We start from the raw sequence: 17630 nt of genomic DNA, 5'->3' as shown, positions 1-17630 counted from the left end.
CCGCCACCACACGGGTGACTTCAGAGTGTTGCGCCATGGTGTCCCTCCAGTGCCCGGTTCTGCTTTTGTTGTTGTTCTTGCGGCTGCGCTGCGGCGGCTGCAGTGGCGGCAATCGCCTCCACCACCTGTTCCATCTTCATGAATCTCGATCCCTTGACCAGCACACTGCCCACGGTGGACAGGGCATCGCGCACTGCCACCAGCAGCGCACTCATATCGTTGAAATGCCGGGCACCTCCATAGGCCGTGGCGGCGTGCACCGACTGCGCGCCCAGCGCGAACAGCAGGGGGATGCCTGCCGCACGCGCATGGGCACCGGCCTCGGCGTGGAACTGCGGGCCCTGGTCGCCCACCTCGCCCATGTCGCCCAGCACCAGCAGTTGCGGGCCGGGCAGCTCGGCCAGCACGTCGATGGCGGCACGCATGGAGTCGGGGTTGGCGTTGTAGGTGTCGTCCACCACGGTGATGTCGCGGCCCGCGCAGTGCACGCTGAAAGCGCGCGAGCGGCCCTTGACTGGCACAAAGTCATTCAGCCCTTGGGCGATGGCGGCCAGGGGCGCCCCCGCCGCCAGCGTGCAGGCAGCGGCTGCCAGTGCGTTGGTCACGTTGTGGCGCCCCGCAATGTGCAGGTGGGTGGCCACTTCGCCTTGTGGCGTGGCCAGTGTGACGGCCCAAGCGCCCTGGCCCCACGTAGCTTGCGCGCAGGCCACATCGCCACCGTCGCCAAAAGTGACAACGCGGCGCCCTGCCGCCAACGAGCGCCAGAGGCCCGTGTAGGCATCCCCCGCAGGGAACACGGCCACACCGTCGGAAGGCAGGCTGGCGAACACCGAGCCGTTCTCGCGGGCCACGGCTTCCACCGTGTGCATGAACTCCAGGTGCTCACGCTGCGCGTTGTTGACCAGCGCCACCGTGGGCTGCGCCATGGCGGCCAGCGTGGCGATCTCGCCCGGGTGGTTCATGCCCATTTCGATCACGGCGGCGGCGTGGCTGGCCTGCAGGCGCAGAAGCATCAGCGGCACGCCGATGTCGTTGTTGAAATTGCCCTGCGTGGCAAAGGCAGCTTCACCCTTCCAGGCGCGCAGGATGGACGCAATCATCTGCGTCACCGTGGTTTTGCCGTTGCTGCCCGTCACGCCAACCAACGGAAGGCTGAACTGCGCCCGCCACGCTGCAGCCAGCGCGCCCAGCGCTGCCAGGCTGTCCGGCACCTCGATGCCGGGCAAGCCTGCGGCGGCAAGGCCGCCATGGGCGATGGCAGCGGCGGCGCCACCAGCGCGGGCGTCGGGCAAGAACGCATTGGCGTCAAACCGCTCGCCCTTGAGCGCCACAAACAGGTCCCCCGCCTGCAGCGTGCGCGTGTCGGTGTGCACGCGTGCGAGCGGCGTGGCGCCATCGCCCACCAGGCGGGCGGCGGGAATGCGCGGCTGAAGCAGCGCAAAAGCCTGCGCCAGGGTCATCATCACCCCAGGGGTGGCGGTCATGGACGGGCTCCTCGGGCCTGCAGCGCGGTCTGCGCATGGGCCATGTCGGAGAACGGCAGGCGCACACCGGCCGTCTCCTGGGTGTCTTCGTGGCCCTTGCCGGCGATCAGCACCACATCGGCGGGCGCTGCCTCGGCAATGGCCAGCGCAATAGCGGCGGCGCGGTCGGGCTCGGCGCGCACGGTGTTGCCAGCAATGGTGCCTTGCAGAATCTGGTGCAGGATGGCCGCAGGGTCTTCGCTGCGCGGGTTGTCGCTGGTCACCACCACCCGGTCGGCATGGTGCTGCGCCACCGCGCCCATCAGCGGGCGCTTGCCTGCGTCGCGGTCGCCGCCACAGCCAAAAACGCACCAGAGCTGGCCGCCGCGCTCCTGCGCGATCGGGCGAAGGGCTTGCAACGCCTTGTCCAGCGCATCGGGCGTATGGGCATAGTCCACGGCCACAAGGGGTTGGCCAGGGTGGTGGATCTGCTCCATGCGGCCCGGCACCGGGGAAAGCTGGGCGCAGGCATACAGCGCGTGCTGCAGCGGCACGCCCAGCGCGCGCAGCCCGGCCAGCACGCCCAGCAGGTTGGAGACGTTGTAATGCCCGATCACGCGGGTCTGCAGCACATGCGTGTGCACACCTTCGGCCACGGTGAAGCGCAGCCCGCCTTCGCCCATGCTGATGTCGCGCGCCGCCAGACGGGCGGGGCCGGTGATGGACACACTCCACAGGTCCAGCAGCCGGTCTGCCAACGTGGCATGCAGCTCGGCGCCGCGTGCATCGTCGATGTTGACCACCGCAGCCTGCAGGCCCGGCCAGTCAAAGAGCGCGCTCTTGGCCTGCCAGTAGGCCGCCATGCCGGGGTGGTAGTCCAGATGGTCCTGCGTGAAGTTGGTGAACAAGGCAACACGGATGCGCGTGCCTGCCATGCGGTGCTCGGCCAGGCCGATGGAAGAGGCCTCAATGGCGCAGGCCGTGCGGCCCGCATCGGCGAACTGTTGGAACGCGCGCTGCAAGCGCACCGGGTCGGGGGTGGTCATGCCCGTGCTGGTGAGTGCCGGTGGCGTTCCCATGCCCAAAGTGCCTACCAGCGCGCATCCACCTTGCGCAGTAAGCTCATTTTTTGATAGCACATTGAGGGCTTCGGCCAGCCACCAGCTGGTGCTGGTCTTGCCGTTGGTGCCCGTCACGGCCAGCACGTCCAAGCGCTGAGTGGGCTGGTCGAACCAGTCGGCCGCAATCAGGCCGGTGGCGGCCTTCAGGCCATGGAGTGCCGCCACGGGCAAACCTTGCAGCGCAAAGGCCTCGACACCCTCGTGCTCCACCAGGCAAGCCACAGCGCCGCGCGACAGCGCATCCCCGATGTGGGCGCGGCCGTCGGTAGCGGCACCAGGCCAGGCGATGAAACCATCGCCGGGACGGATCTGGCGGCTGTCGGTCTGCAGGGTGCCGGTCACCCGCTCGCGCAGCCAGGCCACGGCATCGTGCACCGATTGGAGCAAAGGCACCGTCGTCATAGCGATTCCTCCACCGCGTTGGCCACGATCTGTGGCTTGACCGCCATGTCGGGCTGCACGCCCATCATGCGCAGCGTCTGCTGCACGACTTCGCTGAACACCGGTGCAGCCACGGCACCGCCGTAGAACACGCCATTGCTGGGCTCGTCAATCATCACGGCCACGATGATGCGGGGCTTGTCGATGGGCGCCATGCCGGTGAACCACGCGCGGTACTTGCCCGAAGCGTAGTTCTTGCCCACCTGCTTGCGCGCCGTGCCCGACTTGCCGCCCACCGAGTAGCCCACGGTCTGGGCCTTCTGGCCGGTGCCACCAGGGCCTGCAGCCATCTGCAGCATCTTGCGCACCTGGTCGGCCGTGCGCTCGGAAAATACCGGCACGCCCACGGCGGGCTCGGCCGTCTTGAGCATGGTGGCGGGAATCACCCGGCCACCGTTGGCAAACACCGTGTACGAGCGCGCCATCTGGAACAGGCTGGCCGACAGGCCGTAGCCATACGACATGGTGGCCTGCTCCACCGGGCGCCAGGTCTTGTAGGGGCGCAGACGACCCGTCACCACACCGGGGAAATGCAGTTGCGGCTTCTGACCAAAACCAGCGGCTGAGAAGGTCTCCCACATTTCGCGTGCAGGCATCTGCATGGCCAGCTTGGTGGTGCCCACGTTACTGGACTTCTGGATCACGCCTTCCACCGTCAGCACGCCGTAGTTGTGCGTGTCGGAGATGGTGGAGCCGGTAATGTTGATGCGCCCCGGTGTGGTGTCCACGATGGTTTCGGGACGCACGCGACCCGTCTCCAGTGCCAGGCCGATGGTGAAGGGCTTCATGGTCGAACCGGGTTCGAACACGTCGGTCAGTGCGCGGTTGCGCAGCTGTTCGCCCGTGAGGTTCTGGCGCCTGTCGGGCACGTAGCTCGGGTAGTTGGCCAGCGCCAGCAGCTCGCCTGTGTGCGCATCGAGCACCACCACACTGCCCGCCTTGGCCTTGTGCGCGGCCACCTGGTCGCGCAGCTTCTGGTAGGCAAAGAACTGCACCTTGCTGTCGATGGACAGCTGCATGTCCTTGCCATCGACCGGCGGCACGGTTTCGCCCACGCTTTCGACCACGCGGCCCAGGCGGTCCTTGATCACGCGGCGCGAGCCCGGCTTTCCCGCGAGCTCCTTGTCGAACGCCAGTTCCATGCCTTCCTGGCCATGGTCTTCCACGTTGGTGAAGCCCACCACGTGCGCAGCGGCTTCACCCTCGGGGTACTGGCGTTTGTATTCCTTGCGCTGGTAGATGCCCTTGATGTCGAGCGCAGCAATCTGCTGGCCCACATCCCAGTCGAGCTGGCGCTTGATCCAGACAAAGGTCTTGTCTTCATCCGCCAGCTTTTTCTGCAGCTCGGCCTGCGGCATGTCGAGCAGTTTGGCCAACTGCTTGAGCTTGGCGCGCACCTCGGGCTTGTCCTGGTCCACGTCTTCAGGGATGGCCCAGATGCTGGCCGCCGGCACGCTGGAGGCGAGGATCAATCCGTTGCGGTCCACAATCTTGCCGCGGTTGGCGGGCAGCTCCAGCGTGCGCGCAAAACGCACTTCGCCCTGGCGCTGAAAAAACGCGTTGCCAAACACCTGCACATAGGCAGCGCGCCCCGCCAGCCCCAGAAAACCCAGAGCAATCATCGCCACGATGAACTTGCTGCGCCAGACCGGTGTCTTGCTGGCCAGCAGCGGACTGGAGGTGTAGAGCACGCTGCGGCTCATGGCTGCACCCCTGCCGGTTGCGATGCGGCCGCTGCAGCCGCCGCCGCAACACCCTGTGGGTCAGATACATACTGCGTGATGGCCGGCGTGGCCGTGCGCATGTTCAGCTGGGCACGCGCGATCTTCTCCACCCGCAGCGGCGTGGCCTGGGCGCGCTTTTCCACCTGCAGGCGCTGGTGCTCGGTTTCCAGACGACGGGCCTCGGCCACAGCGCGGTCCAGCTCGGTGAACAGGCGGCGCGATTCATACTGGGTGTGCACCAGATAGATCGCGCTGGCCAGCACCGCCAGCAACAGGACCACGTTGAGCCTCGTCATGTCAGACGACCGCCGTGCGCTCGGCCACGCGCATGATGGCGCTGCGTGAGCGGGGGTTGGCGGCCACTTCGGCAGCACTGGGCTTGATGCGGTCCAGCGCGATGAGCTTCATGGCCTGCGGCGCGGCAAACGGCGCACGGCGGTCGTACACCTCCTTGGAGTGTTTGGCGATGAATTGCTTGACGATGCGGTCTTCGAGCGAATGAAAGCTGATGACTACCAGCCGCCCGCCCGGCTGCAGCACCGAGAGGCTGGCCTCTAGCGCCTGTTGCAGCTCTTCAAGCTCGGCGTTGATGAAAATCCGAAGAGCTTGAAATGTGCGCGTTGCAGGGTTCTGGCCCGCTTCGCGGGTTTTGACCGCGCCAGCCACGAGATCGGCAAGTTCTGCGGTGGTTGAAAGAGGACCCCGTTCTTCGCGCCGAGCAACAATCGCCTTTGCAATGGGGCCAGCAAACCGTTCTTCACCGTAGTCACGTATCACCTCCGCAATCTGACCGACTTCGGCCGTGGCCAACCAATCGGCCACGCTTTCGCCGCGCGTGGTATCCATGCGCATGTCCAGCGGGCCGTCAAAACGGAAACTGAAGCCCCGCTCGGGGCTGTCGATCTGGGGCGAGCTCACCCCCAGGTCCATCAGCACGCCCGCAGCACTGGCGGGCGGCAGATCGGCCAGATGGCGGAAACCCTCGTGCCGAATGGAAAAACGCGCATCGGTGATGCGCGTTGCTTCGGCGATGGCTTCGGGGTCCTTGTCGAAGGCCACAAGGCGCCCCTGCGGCCCCAGCCGAAGGAGGATGAGGCGAGAGTGCCCACCGCGCCCAAAGGTCGCATCGACCCAGGTGCCCGCAGGCTCAGGGCTTGCGCCGCCCAAGAGAGAATCCACGGCCTCATTGAGCAGGACGGTGGTGTGTTGCAGGGGGGATGTCACAGCGCGCCTTAGAAGGAGAAGTCCTTGAAGACATCCGGCATCTCGCCCTGCATGGCCTTGGCCTCCTGCTCGTCGTAGGTGGCCTTGTCCCAAAGTTCGAAATGGTTGCCCATGCCCAGCAGCATGGTGTCTTTGGAGATACCGGCTGCTTCACGCAGCTCGGGCGAAACCAGCACGCGGCCCGTGGCGTCCATGTCCACATCCATGGCGTTGCCCAGAAAAATGCGCTTCCACCACTGGGCGGACATGGGCAGCTGGGCAATGCGCTCGCGGAACTTCTCCCACTCGGGGCGGGGAAACACCATCAGGCAGCCGTGCGGGTGCTTGGTGATGGTGAGCTGACCGGATGCCGTGGCCGCCAGGACGTCACGATGCCGGGTCGGCACAGACAGCCGACCCTTCGCATCGAGACTCAGCGACGAGGCACCTTGAAACACAGACAGATTTCCAATTCGGTTTTGCGCCTCGGGGGTCCGTGCAATGGACCTTGAGGGCACTTTTCACCACTTAATTGCACTTTTTTGCACTGTAGCAGGAAAAGCACACCGAACAAGAGGGTGCCCAACAAACTTTTGTAATGAAATCAACGACTTAGACGCGACTTTGCCGAGATTAAAAAGCCAAAAGTCGTTGAAAAATAAGCACTTAGAGAGGCCTATGAAAGTGACCTCTCAAGGCTTGACCGAGTGGTCACAGGATGTAGCGTGAAAGGTCCTCGTCCCGGCTCAGTGTCTGCAGGCGGGCGTCCACATAGGCAGCGTCAATGGTGATGGTCTGACCCGATAGGCGAGTCGCATCAAAACTCACCTCGTCCAGCAAGCGCTCCATCACCGTGGACAGGCGGCGTGCACCGATGTTCTCCGTGCGCTCGTTCACCTCAAAGGCGATGTGCGCCAGGCGCGTGATGCCCTCAGGCGCAAATTCGAGCGTGACGCCTTCGGTGGCCAGCAGGGCCTGGTACTGCTTGACCAGGGACGCATGGGTCTGCGTGAGGATGGCCTCAAAGTCCTTGACCGACAGCGACTCCAGCTCGACCCGGATGGGGAAGCGCCCCTGCAGCTCCGGGATCAGGTCGCTGGGTTTGGACAGGTGGAACGCCCCGGATGCGATGAACAGGATGTGGTCCGTCTTGATCATGCCGTACTTGGTGGACACCGTGGTGCCCTCCACCAGCGGCAGCAGATCGCGCTGTACGCCCTGGCGCGACACGTCGGCACCACTGGTTTCCTGGCGCGCAGCCACCTTGTCGATCTCGTCGATGAAGACGATGCCGTTCTGCTCGGCATTGGCAACGGCGCGGGTCTTGATCTCTTCCTCGTTGACGAGCTTGCCCGCCTCTTCGTCGGTAATGAGCTTCAGGGCCTCGGCAATCTTGAGCTTGCGGGTCTTGCGCTTGTCCTGCCCCATCTGGCTGAACATGCCACGCAATTGCTCGGCCATTTCTTCCATTCCCTGGGGACCCATGATTTCGAGCTGGGGGCGGCCTTCGGCCACGTCGATCTCGATCTCCTTGTCATCCAGTGCACCTTCGCGCAGCTTCTTGCGAAAGACCTGGCGGGCCGTGTTGTCAGCCGCGGGCTCGGTGCCTGCGGCTGCGCGGGCCGGGGGAATCAGCACGTCCAGGATGCGCTCCTCGGCAGCATCTTCGGCGCGGGCGCGCACCTTTTTCATCTCAGATTCGCGCGTCTGCTTGACGGCCATCTCCGCCAGGTCGCGGATGATGGAATCCACGTCCTTGCCGACATAGCCGACCTCCGTGAACTTGGTGGCTTCGACCTTGATGAAGGGCGCATCGGCCAGCTTGGCCAGGCGGCGCGCAATCTCGGTCTTGCCCACGCCGGTCGGGCCGATCATGAGGATGTTCTTGGGTGTGATCTCCTGGCGCAGGCTGCCTTCGACCTGCTGGCGGCGCCAGCGGTTGCGCAGCGCAATGGCCACGGCACGCTTGGCGCTGGCCTGGCCCACGATATGGTGGTCTAGCTCGGAGACAATTTCCTGGGGGGTCATGGACGACATGGCGAAAATTCCAGTCAAATTGGGCTCTAGCGCTTATCTATCAAGCGCTAGCAGCTATCAAAAACGTATCAAATGCGGTCAAGACCGCCCTGCAAAAAGCACTCTGCCTACAAGGTCTCGATGGTGTGGTTCATGTTGGTGTAGATGCACAACTCGCCGGCAATCTCCAGCGACTTCTTGACGATGTCCTGCGCAGAGAGGTCGGTGTGGTTGAGCAACGCCTTGGCGGCCGAGTGCGCGTAGGCCCCGCCCGATCCAATGGCCACGATGCCCTGCTCGGGCTCCAGCACGTCGCCATTGCCGGTGATGATGAGCGAGGCCTCCAGATCGGCCACGGCGAGCATGGCTTCGAGGCGGCGCAGCACGCGATCGGTGCGCCAGTCCTTGGTGAGTTCAATGGCTGCCCGCACCAGGTGGCCCTGGTGTTTTTCGAGCTTGGCTTCAAAGCGCTCAAACAGGGTGAAGGCATCGGCCGTGGCGCCCGCAAAACCGGCCAGCACCTTGCCGTGGTGCAGCTTGCGCACCTTGCGCGCCGTGCCCTTGACCACGATGTTGCCCAGGGTGACCTGGCCATCCCCGCCAATGGCCACTTGAACGCCCTGGGGCGTCTGGCGGCGTACGCTCAGGATGGTGGTGCCGTGGAACACCGGGTGGTTGTCGTTTGATGAGTCCATAGCTGCGGCAGTTGAGGGCACGGGCAGCGCTTTCAAGGCGAAGCCGAACGCTAACTGCCACGAGCAGCCACCGAATCCGTGGCCCCGCAGCCCACCCAAAAACTATGCAACGATCACGGCCCGCACCCAGCCGGCGCGCAAGGGTTGCTCCGCCGCACTGGTGGTGCGTCCCATGGAGGTTTCAGTTCTTTCGGGGTACCACCCAAGCGTGCTCGTTGATACCGATCACGTTGAAGAAAATTGCCACCAGCCGCTGCAGGTTCTGGAACTGGATCACATGGCCGTGGCCCTGCTGCTCGGCCGCCCAGTTGAGCACCGAGCCCGCAGCCGCGAAGTCCACACGAATGAGCTTGTCGCAGGCAATGGTCAGCGGCACACCCGGGCGCAGGAAGGCCTGGAAAGGCTCCAGCAATGGCGTGGCATCACCATCGATATAGCCGCTGAGCTGCGCCACGGGGCCCGCCTCCAGCGGAGCGGGGGCGGACAACTCACCCAGGTCGGAGGCCATGAAGTCACTGTCGGCCGCCAGAGGCGCCGAGCCCGAAGACACACCTTCGTTGTCCGAATACCCGCAGCGCGGCGACGCCCACGACGGCGGAGAGACTTCGTAGGTCACGCAGTAATCCAACGCAACCAGCTCGAACTCATCCGGCTTGCCCATGAGCCGCAGTGCCGCCATGCGCAGGCGCCACCACTCGGGGCTGGTGGCGCGGTCGCCAGACTGGGTTTTGGCATCCAGCAGGGCGTTGAGCTTTTCTACCCCGGAGAACACCAGCTGAACATCACGCTCGGCCCACTGGGTGAACTGGTCCGCCAGCAAAGGCACGGCAGCGTCGTCGATAGCGCCCAAGCGGGCCCAGGACAGGGTCCAGGGCGACGCGGCGCGTGCCAACGAGGCCTGGAGTGCGGCCACCGAAGACACAGCCAGCGTGGGCGGCGCGTTCCAGCTGAAATCGCGGCGCACCGCGCCTGCCGGTGCGGCTGCAGCCGTTCCAGGCGCAGCTGCTGCGGCGGGTGGTGCCATGCCCAATTGCTCGGGCATGGAAAACCACAGCGGAGCGGAGCGGCTGTACTGGGCGGCGAAGTCGATGGCCAGGGTGTCAAACCGGTCGTGCTGGCCCGTTGCACGGTACAGGTCGAACAGTGTCATCCAGATTTCGAGCTGGTCGTCGGGCGCATCCTGCTGGTGCTGGGCCAGCACATCGAGCAGGCCGGACTCAGCCCCGGCGTGGTCGCCATTGGCAAACCGGATGGCAGCTTCTTCTAAATCGGGTTCGTGCACGAATTCCTCCGGTTCGGATGCGGGCGCTGGCGTTACCGCAGTAGCTGCCGCAAGGCTGAAGGACGCTTCGCCAGGACCTGCACCCGCGAGCATTTGCGCATCGGTGCCGCCAAACCGGCCAATGGCCATGCTGTCATCGGCAAACAGCGGCTGGACACCGGCCTTGTTTTCGAGGGGCGCTGGCAGGCTGCCGGGTGCCGTGGGCGCATACGCCCTTGCGTGGGCGGAATCAGAGGACGCAGCTGCGTCGGCAGCAACAGGCATGGCGCCAGGTTGCGTGGGAGCCTCTGCACCTTGCTTGCTCTTCCACCACTGCTGCGACATCTGCGCTTCGATCTCGTCGATCTTCTTGAGCGTGACGGCCCGCTCGTCGGGCGATGCCATGCTGCTCTGAAAGAACGAGGGGCGCCCTGCGGCGTCTTCCACACGCTGGCCCTGCAGCACCTCGCGCTGACGCAGCTTGCGCAGCTGATCGAACTCGCGGCGCCGCACGAAGTCGTTGCGGCGCTTGCGCTCGATCATCTCCTTGAGCATCTGCTTGCTGTACTGGCTCTCCCGGTCGTCCTGGATGGAGTCCAGCTCGGTCCAGTTCACCGTCGGGTTCTTCACGAACCGAACCACCTTCGACAGCAGACCTCCGGGGGCGGTTTCTTCCTTGCTCATGGCTCAGGGTGCGCTTGGGGGTTGATCAGGCCAGGCGGCCCGGTCAATCACCAAACATCTTCTGCTTGAGTTCGCGGCGTTGCTGCGCTTCGAGGGACAACGTGGCAGTGGGACGGGCAATCAGGCGGCCCACACCAATGGGTTCGCCAGTTTCGTCGCAGTAGCCATAGTCACCTGCGTCAATGCGGGCAATGGACTGCTCGATCTTCTTGAGCAGCTTGCGCTCGCGGTCGCGGGTGCGCAGCTCCAGGGCATGTTCCTCTTCGATCGTTGCGCGGTCGGCCGGATCGGGCACCACCACGGTGTCTTCACGAAGGTGTTCGGTGGTTTCACCAGCGCTGTTGTGGATCTCCTGCTTGAGCTGCACCAGCTTCAGGCGGAAGAAGGCCATCTGCTTGTCGTTCATGTACTCGTCGTCAGGCATGGCCATGACTTCGGCATCGGTCAACTCAGCGGCGGACTTGGTTTTCCAGTTGTTCGCCAGCTTGGGGTCTTTTTTGGCAGCCGTATACGTAGGCTGTGCTTGCGCGGTCGTGGGCATGGTATGTAGATAACTGGCTTTGGCAGCGGTCGAAGCCACTGTCTGTGCCATGGATGGTACGGTCAATTGGGCCAATCGTGAAGAAGGCCGGGTTGTGCGCACGGGTACCTGCGAGCCTGCTTGCAGCACGGGTGCCGGAGCAGGCGCCGCCACGGCGGGGGGTGCGGCCACCTTGGGCGCCGCAGCAGCCTTGGCAGTGGCCTTCGCAGCAACTTTGGGTGCCGCTGGGGCGGCGGCGCTTTTCGCCGCGGCAGGGGTTGCCTTGGTGGCCCCCTTGGATTTGCTGGTGTCGGCTTTCACTTCCTGGTCTCCTCGCAGTACGGGCGGGCCCTAGCTGCATTCGCAGCCAAGGGCGGGTGGCAAGCCTTCCGGGGTTTTACCGGGGCGCGATTGTATCGACCTGGGCTGACGCAAACGAAAACGTTGCAGATACAACACAAACACGCCGTTCTCACCTGGGCGGCACAGGCCCCGATGAGGGTCAGACCAGGCTTTGTTCCAGCCCCTGCAGGAAGATGTCCTTGGGCAGGTCAATGCCAATAAAAACCATCTTGCTCGTGCGCGCCTCACCCTCGGCCCATTGAGGGCCCAGATCGCTTCCCATGAGTTGGTGCACCCCCTGGAAGATCACCTTGCGTTCAGTGCCCTTCATATTAAGCACACCTTTGTAGCGCAGCATGCGCGGGCCGTAAATATTCACGATGGCCCCCAGGAAGTCCTCCAGCTTGGCCGGGTCGAACGGCCGGTCGGAGCGGTACACAAAACTCTTCACATCGTCATCGTGGTGATGGTGGTGACCATGGCCATGTTCATGCTGGTGCGAGGGGTGGCTGCAGTGCTCGCCATGTTCGTGGTCATGATCATGGTGGTCGTGCCCGTCGCCTTCTTCCTTGAGGAAGTCCGGGTCGATATCCAGCTTGGCATTGAGGTTGAAGCCGCGCAGGTCCAGCACCTCCTTGAGCGGTACCTCGCCAAAATGCACGGCCTTGATGGGCGCGCGCGGGTTCATGTGCTTGAGGCGATGGATCAGCGCCTCGGTCTCGTCCTTGGACACCAGGTCGGTCTTGGACAGGAAGATCTGGTCCGCAAAACCCACCTGGCGGCGCGCTTCCTGGCGGTCGTTGAGTTGCTGGGGTGCGTGCTTGGCGTCCACCAGGGTGATGATGGAGTCGATGAGGTAGGTCTCGGCGATTTCTTCGTCCATGAAGAAGGTCTGCGCCACCGGCCCCGGGTCGGCCACGCCGGTGGTCTCGATCACGATGCGGTCGAACTCCAGCAGGTTCTTGCGCTTCTTGGCGGCCAGCAACTGCAGCGTCTCGCGCAGGTCTTCACGGATGGTGCAGCAGATGCAGCCGTTGCTCATCTGCACGATCTGCTCCGTGGACTCGGTCACGAGGATGTCGTTGTCAATGTTCTCTTCGCCGAATTCGTTCTCGATCACGGCGATCTTCTGGCCATGGGCTTCGGAGAGCAGGCGCTTGAGCAGCGTGGTTTTGCCCGAGCCCAGGAAGCCGGTGAGGATAGTGACGGGGATCAGTGCCATAAATCTGTCTTTCAAGGGAATCAAATACATGCGCTGCAGCCCGATGCTGCGGGCTGCAGGGCCCCGCACAGGGGGCGTTTTTTCAGTGTACCGAGGCTGTCAAGCCCCTGCCGGACGCCGCCGGGCTCACCCTTTGCGCATCACGACCAAGCCCTTGAGGTATTCCCCTTCCGGGAATTCCAGCGTCATCGGATGGTCGGGCGCGCCGCCCAGGCGCTCCAGGATGTAGCCATCCACGCCCGCATCCGCGCCCGCCGACGCCACGATCTTGTGGAACAAGTCGGCGCTGATGCCGCCCGAACACGAGAAGGTGAACAGCACCCCGCCCGGGGTGAGTAGCTGCAGCGCCAGCCGGTTGATGTCCTTGTAGGCGCGGGCCGCGCGTTCGGCGTGCGCTGCGGTCGGCGCAAACTTGGGCGGGTCGAGGATGATGGCGTCAAAACGCTGGCCTTCCTTGAGGAACTGGCGCAGTGAAGCGTTCACGTCGGCGTCCATAAAGCTCGCGCGGTTCGGGTCGAACCCGTTGAGCGCCACGTGCGCACGGGCACGCTCCAAGGCAGGACCGGACGAGTCGATGGACGTCACATGCCCATCGGCCACGGTGCCTGCCGCACGCATGCCCGCCAGCGCCGCCACGCTGAAGCCGCCGGTGTAGCAAAAGCAGTTGAGCACGTGTTTGAAGCCCAAACGCTGCGCGTAGTCGGCAAAACGCTTGCGGCTGTCGCGCTGGTCCAGATAGAAGCCGGTCTTGTGACCCTCGGCGATGTTGAGGGTCAGTTGCCACTGGTGTTCGTGGATGGACAGTTCCAGCGGCGGTGGAGCATCGCCCGCATGCGCGGGTGCACCGCCACGCAGCCAGCCCGTAGCGGGCTCCAGGCCTTCCAAAGAACGTACGCTGGCGTCCGAACGTTCATACAGCTTGGTCAGACCCGTCTCGCGCAGCAGGGCATCGGCGATCACGTCCTTCCAGCGCTCGGTGCCCGCGCTGGTGAACTGCGCCACCAGCGTATCGCCATAGCGGTCCACGATCAGCCCAGGCAAGCCGTCGGACTCGCCGTGCACCAGGCGCACACCATCGCTTTGCACGTCAAATCGGGCTCTGGCGATGATGGAACGTGCACAAGCAGCTATAAAAAACGGAGCATCAATGCGCTGCGCTTCGTCAAAGCTCCACACCCGCGCGCGAATGCGCGAGCTGGGACTGAAGGCGGCCCAGGCAAGGAACTGGCCTTCGTGCGACTCCACACGCACGGTCTCGCCGCTGTCGCCGCCGCCCTTGGCGATGGCCGATTCGAAGATCCAGGGGTGGCGGCGCAGGAGCGAGCGCTCTTTGCCAGGGCGAAGGCGAAGGGTTTTCATGATGGGGCGATTGTCGCGTGAATGCGCCCCGGGCAGACCCTGTACGTGCGACGCTGCCCTGTGCACAGAGCGCCGCCGTCAGAGCGGGTGACCGAAACGCCCCAGGCGCGGGGCCCAGTTGGCAAGGATGTCGGCCGACACCAGCACCCGGCGCGCCTGGCCGATGAGCAGGTGGCGCTGCACAAACCCGATGTAGCGCGAGTCGGCGCTGTTGTCGCGGTTGTCGCCCAGCACCAGGTACTCGCCCTCCGGCACCGTCACCGGGCCGAAGCTGCGGTGCGCGGTCACGCCCTGCAGCCACTGCACACGGCGCTCGTGGCCCTGCAGGTGCTCGGTCCAGCGGGTGGCGGGCACCTGGGCGCCCCATTCCGCCAGGGTTTCGGTCACCGCTTCGGGCGCGTCGTAGCGCGCCGCCTCGCCGTTGAGGTACAGCACCTCGTCGCGCATCTCCACGGTGTCGCCAGGCAACGCCGCAATGCGCTTGATGAGCCGCGTGCCATCGCGTGGGGACGAAAAGGTGACCACATCGCCCCGCGCGGGCTCGCCCAGGCGGGCGAGCACCACGTCGGTCAGCGGCAGTTTCAGGTCGTAGGCCAGGCGGTTGACAAAAACGACGTCGCCTTCGAGCAGTGTGGGACGCATCGAACCCGAAGGGATCGGGTTCCAGTCCGCCACCGCCGTGCGAAAGATGCCGAAACACAGCAGCAACACGATGAACCCACGGTTCGATTTGATCCAGTTCAGCAGCATGACGACAACTCCAAGTAGCTTCAAAGCAAGCGCTCTGCTCGGATGCGCCCTGTTGCAACTTGGTTCCGTGAGACAGGCCAGTGCGGATCTCCCCAGCACTTGCTGTGAGCGCAGCCAATTCCAGTGCACCCGTGGAACCGGCTTGCCGGGCCACCAGGTGCGTCCCCCTTGGGGGAAGCGGCGCAGCCGCTCAGGGGGGCTTCTTTCTAGCGCGAGGATGGGCCGCGTCGTACACCTTGGCCAGGTGCTGGAAATCGAGCCGCGTATAGACCTGCGTGGTCGTGATGTTGGCGTGGCCCAGCAGCTCCTGCACCGCGCGCAGGTCGCCGCTGCTTTGCAGCAGGTGGCTGGCAAACGAGTGGCGCAGCATGTGCGGGTGCACCGGCGTGGTCAAACCCGCCTGCTGGCTGCGCTGGCGCAGGCGCAACCAGATCGATTGTGCCGTGAGCCGCTTGCCGCGCTGGCCGACGAACAGTGCGGTGTCAAGCCGCGCCGATCCTTCACCGCCGAAGGGCGTGGCCCGCAGTAGCAGCCAAGCCTGCAGCGCTGCGGTGGCCGCGCGCCCCACGGGCACGCTGCGGCGCTTGCTGCCCTTGCCGAACACATGGGCCTCACCCGCTTGCAGATCGACCCAGCCCCGGCCCTGGCGCTGGGTGTCGGCATTGGGGATGGCGTCGAGCCCCGCGAGTTCACCCACGCGCAGGCCGCAGCCGTAGAGCAGCTCGACCATCGCAGCATCGCGCGCCTCCAGCCAGGGGTCGGCGCCGGTGTTGTCGAATTCGGCCAGCCGGACGGCGTCATCGACGCCCAGCGCCTTGGGCAGTGGCTTGGGCGCCTTGGGGGCGCGCACGTCCTGCACCGGGTTGTGCGGAATCAGCCCCTGCCGCCCCGCCCAGATGAAAAAACCGCGCCAGCCCGAGAGGATGAGCGCAATGCCGCGCCCGCTGCGCCCGCCGCTGTGCATCTGCGCGACAAAACGGCGGATGTGTGCGGTCTGCAGCTGCAGCAGCGGCACGCTGACCGCCGCCGCAAACTGCGCGAGCTTTTCAAGGTCCAGGGTGTAGAGCGTGAGCGTGCGCGCTGCCAGCCGCTTTTCGACGCGCACGTGCTCCAGGTAGCGCAGGACGTGGGGGTCGAGCGTGGTGGGCGCAGTGGGCGTGTCAGACATGGTTACCGTGGCTGAGCCGCCGCAGAGTGGCCGCTGGCCGTCTGGCTACTTCAGACGAAGCAATGCGGCGCTGGCGAGTTCTGCCATGCGCGACAGAAATTCGGTGCCCATCGTGGCATCAAAACGCTGCGGGTCTTGCGAGCCCAGCACCAGCAGGCCAAAGGCGGGCGTGGCGCTGTCGATGGCGCCTGCGCGCAGCGGCAGCAGGGCCAGCGACTGGGCGGGTTCGCCCGCCTCGTTGGCCAGCCAGGCGGCGGGTTCGAAACCCAGGTTGGGGCCGCAGAACGGCATGGTGAGCGACGAGGCGAACGCGCGGGCGTCTTCGCTGGCGCCCTGGGTGAAGTCGGCGTCGATGTACGGCGCGGCCACCTCCCACACGCGGACCGCCGCCTGGGGCACGTCGAAAAGGGTGCGCACACCATCCACCACGGCCTGGGGCAGGTCGAACGGGTCGCGCACCTGCAGCAGGCTGCCGGTCCATTGGTGGACCTTGTTGGCAATGGCAGCGTTTTCGGTGCTGTTACGCACCATTTCCATGATGCGCTGCTCCAGGCCCTTGATCTTTTCACGCAGCATTTCGGCCTGGCGCTCCTGCAGGCTCACGGCGCGCGCGCCGTGGGGGCTGGTGATCTGCACGCTGGCCAGCACCTCGGCATGGCGTTCGAAAAAGCCCGGCGTGTTGGTGAGGAACTGGGCGATGTCGTCTTCGGTGATCGGTGGGATGTGGGACGTCATAGGAGGGTGTCAGGAATATCGATCTGGCCTTCGAACACCGTGGTGGCGGGGCCTGTCATGAAAACGGAATCGGTGTCGGCACCGCTCCAGGCAATGGTGAGGCGGCCGCCGCGCGTGTCCACATGCACCTCGTTATCGAGCAAGCCGAGGCGGATGCCGGCCGACACGGCGGCGCAGGCGCCCGTGCCGCAGGCCAGGGTCTCACCAGCACCGCGCTCGAACACGCGCAGCCGCACGTGGGTGCGGTCCACGATCTGCAAAAAGCCTGCGTTCACGCGCTGTGGAAAACGCGCGTGGCGCTCGATCAAAGGGCCCGCTTCGGCGACGGGGGCGGTGTCCACGTTGTCCACCAGTTGCACGGCGTGGGGGTTGCCCATGGAGACAACCGCTATCAAAACAGTAGCTACCAGCGCTTTACCATCAAGCGCTAGAGGCCATTTTTGCCCTGATCCTTGCTCTACAGGGCTCAGGCCGCTGGCATCGAACGGTACCTGCGCGGGATCGAACTGCGGGCGGCCCATGTCCACGGTGACACGGCCATCGGGCGTGAGGCGGGGGGCGATCACGCCGCTTTGGGTCTGCACCCGCAGGGTGTCTTTGCCCGACAGGCCTTTGTCGTGCACAAAGCGCGCAAAGCAGCGGGCGCCGTTGCCACACTGCTCCACCTCTCCGCCATCGGCGTTGTGGATCACGTATTCGAAGTCGATACCGTCAGCGGGCGAAGGACGCACGGTGAGGATCTGGTCGGCCCCCACGCCGAAGTGGCGGTCGGCCAGAAAACGGTATTGGGCGGTGCTGAGCCCCAGGCGGCCCTGCGTTTCGTCGAGCACCACGAAATCGTTGCCCGCGCCCTGCATTTTGGTAAAGCGAATCTGCATCCGTCAGATTATCGTCGGTGGGCCGCCAATAACCTCAGGCAGCGCCGG

The 17630-nt window shown here is 65.0% G+C and carries 16 protein-coding genes; all 16 read right to left on the bottom strand.

Annotated elements, in window-relative coordinates; all coding sequences use genetic code 11:
• Positions 1–20: 20 nt before the first annotated feature.
• The 16 genes from murF to dapF all read right to left on the bottom strand — a co-directional run bounded on the left by murF (position 21) and on the right by dapF (position 17582).
• Positions 21–1484 carry a UDP-N-acetylmuramoyl-tripeptide--D-alanyl-D-alanine ligase gene (murF, locus tag C8C94_RS22655; RefSeq protein WP_121422311.1) on the bottom strand — a complete coding sequence of 488 codons (1464 nt, stop codon included), beginning with the start codon at positions 1482–1484 and terminating at the stop codon, positions 21–23.
• Positions 1481–2986, bottom strand: coding sequence for a UDP-N-acetylmuramoyl-L-alanyl-D-glutamate--2,6-diaminopimelate ligase (locus C8C94_RS22650; RefSeq protein WP_121422310.1), 1506 nt, complete (start codon positions 2984–2986; stop codon positions 1481–1483). Before C8C94_RS22650 ends, murF begins: the two co-directional genes overlap by 4 nt.
• A complete protein-coding gene (locus C8C94_RS22645) occupies positions 2983–4728 on the bottom strand; it encodes a penicillin-binding protein 2 (RefSeq protein WP_121422309.1) in 1746 nt (581 codons plus the stop codon). Before C8C94_RS22645 ends, C8C94_RS22650 begins: the two co-directional genes overlap by 4 nt.
• The gene (ftsL, locus tag C8C94_RS22640; protein ID WP_055399574.1) at positions 4725–5045 is read right to left on the bottom strand and encodes a cell division protein FtsL; all 321 of its coding nucleotides are present in this window, start codon (positions 5043–5045) and stop codon (positions 4725–4727) included. The genes C8C94_RS22645 and ftsL overlap by 4 nt, the downstream gene beginning before the upstream one ends.
• Position 5046: 1 nt before the next feature.
• Positions 5047–5973 (bottom strand): 16S rRNA (cytosine(1402)-N(4))-methyltransferase RsmH, encoded by a 927-nt coding sequence (gene rsmH / locus C8C94_RS22635; RefSeq protein WP_055399576.1) that lies wholly within the window; start codon positions 5971–5973, stop codon positions 5047–5049.
• 8 nt (positions 5974–5981) lie between these two features.
• Entirely contained in the window at positions 5982–6410 is a 429-nt protein-coding gene (mraZ, locus tag C8C94_RS22630; protein ID WP_008903734.1) for a division/cell wall cluster transcriptional repressor MraZ, read from the bottom strand.
• A gap of 253 nt (positions 6411–6663) precedes the next feature.
• The gene (hslU, locus tag C8C94_RS22625; RefSeq protein ID WP_121422308.1) at positions 6664–7989 is read right to left on the bottom strand and encodes an ATP-dependent protease ATPase subunit HslU; all 1326 of its coding nucleotides are present in this window, start codon (positions 7987–7989) and stop codon (positions 6664–6666) included.
• A 107-nt stretch (positions 7990–8096) separates the two neighbouring features.
• A complete protein-coding gene (hslV, locus tag C8C94_RS22620; protein ID WP_055399580.1) occupies positions 8097–8663 on the bottom strand; it encodes an ATP-dependent protease subunit HslV in 567 nt (188 codons plus the stop codon).
• A 181-nt stretch (positions 8664–8844) separates the two neighbouring features.
• A complete protein-coding gene (locus C8C94_RS22615; protein ID WP_121422307.1) occupies positions 8845–10608 on the bottom strand; it encodes an STAS domain-containing protein in 1764 nt (587 codons plus the stop codon).
• Positions 10609–10651: 43 nt separating this feature from the next.
• Positions 10652–11449: an RNA polymerase-binding protein DksA gene (dksA, locus tag C8C94_RS22610; protein WP_082437502.1), complete on the bottom strand. Its 798-nt coding sequence runs from the start codon at positions 11447–11449 to the stop codon at positions 10652–10654.
• A 181-nt stretch (positions 11450–11630) separates the two neighbouring features.
• The gene (locus tag C8C94_RS22605) at positions 11631–12692 is read right to left on the bottom strand and encodes a GTP-binding protein (RefSeq protein ID WP_121422306.1); all 1062 of its coding nucleotides are present in this window, start codon (positions 12690–12692) and stop codon (positions 11631–11633) included.
• A 126-nt stretch (positions 12693–12818) separates the two neighbouring features.
• Positions 12819–14051, bottom strand: a complete 1233-nt coding sequence (locus C8C94_RS22600) for a class I SAM-dependent rRNA methyltransferase (RefSeq protein WP_121422305.1) — start codon at positions 14049–14051, stop codon at positions 12819–12821.
• A 78-nt stretch (positions 14052–14129) separates the two neighbouring features.
• Entirely contained in the window at positions 14130–14801 is a 672-nt protein-coding gene (gene lepB, locus C8C94_RS22595) for a signal peptidase I (RefSeq protein ID WP_121422304.1), read from the bottom strand.
• 190 nt (positions 14802–14991) lie between these two features.
• Positions 14992–15969, bottom strand: coding sequence for a tyrosine recombinase XerC (locus tag C8C94_RS22590; RefSeq protein ID WP_121422303.1), 978 nt, complete (start codon positions 15967–15969; stop codon positions 14992–14994).
• A 45-nt stretch (positions 15970–16014) separates the two neighbouring features.
• Positions 16015–16704 carry a DUF484 family protein gene (locus C8C94_RS22585; protein WP_055399608.1) on the bottom strand — a complete coding sequence of 230 codons (690 nt, stop codon included), beginning with the start codon at positions 16702–16704 and terminating at the stop codon, positions 16015–16017.
• Entirely contained in the window at positions 16701–17582 is an 882-nt protein-coding gene (gene dapF / locus C8C94_RS22580; protein ID WP_121422302.1) for a diaminopimelate epimerase, read from the bottom strand. The genes C8C94_RS22585 and dapF overlap by 4 nt, the downstream gene beginning before the upstream one ends.
• Between the last annotated feature and the right edge of the window lie 48 nt (positions 17583–17630).

This window comes from Acidovorax sp. 94 (assembly GCF_003634645.1).
Taxonomy (GTDB): Bacteria; Pseudomonadota; Gammaproteobacteria; order Burkholderiales; family Burkholderiaceae_C; genus Acidovorax; species Acidovorax facilis.
Note: the sequence above shows the minus strand (reverse complement) of the source record. Positions and strands in the feature narration are given on the sequence as shown.

What these genes read in the sequence shown, in the direction of transcription:
- hslU (WP_121422308.1), bottom strand. Translation starts at nt 7,989, where the DNA reads ATGTCGTCCATGACCCCCCAGGAAATTGTCTCCGAGCTAGACCACCAT.
- C8C94_RS22645 (WP_121422309.1), bottom strand. Translation starts at nt 4,728, where the DNA reads ATGAGCCGCAGCGTGCTCTACACCTCCAGTCCGCTGCTGGCCAGCAAG.
- C8C94_RS22590 (WP_121422303.1), bottom strand. Translation starts at nt 15,969, where the DNA reads ATGTCTGACACGCCCACTGCGCCCACCACGCTCGACCCCCACGTCCTG.
- C8C94_RS22605 (WP_121422306.1), bottom strand. Translation starts at nt 12,692, where the DNA reads ATGGCACTGATCCCCGTCACTATCCTCACCGGCTTCCTGGGCTCGGGC.
- C8C94_RS22615 (WP_121422307.1), bottom strand. Translation starts at nt 10,608, where the DNA reads ATGAGCAAGGAAGAAACCGCCCCCGGAGGTCTGCTGTCGAAGGTGGTT.
- lepB (WP_121422304.1), bottom strand. Translation starts at nt 14,801, where the DNA reads ATGCTGCTGAACTGGATCAAATCGAACCGTGGGTTCATCGTGTTGCTG.
- ftsL (WP_055399574.1), bottom strand. Translation starts at nt 5,045, where the DNA reads ATGACGAGGCTCAACGTGGTCCTGTTGCTGGCGGTGCTGGCCAGCGCG.
- hslV (WP_055399580.1), bottom strand. Translation starts at nt 8,663, where the DNA reads ATGGACTCATCAAACGACAACCACCCGGTGTTCCACGGCACCACCATC.
- dapF (WP_121422302.1), bottom strand. Translation starts at nt 17,582, where the DNA reads ATGCAGATTCGCTTTACCAAAATGCAGGGCGCGGGCAACGATTTCGTG.
- C8C94_RS22650 (WP_121422310.1), bottom strand. Translation starts at nt 2,986, where the DNA reads ATGACGACGGTGCCTTTGCTCCAATCGGTGCACGATGCCGTGGCCTGG.
- murF (WP_121422311.1), bottom strand. Translation starts at nt 1,484, where the DNA reads ATGACCGCCACCCCTGGGGTGATGATGACCCTGGCGCAGGCTTTTGCG.
- C8C94_RS22600 (WP_121422305.1), bottom strand. Translation starts at nt 14,051, where the DNA reads ATGAAAACCCTTCGCCTTCGCCCTGGCAAAGAGCGCTCGCTCCTGCGC.
- C8C94_RS22585 (WP_055399608.1), bottom strand. Translation starts at nt 16,704, where the DNA reads ATGACGTCCCACATCCCACCGATCACCGAAGACGACATCGCCCAGTTC.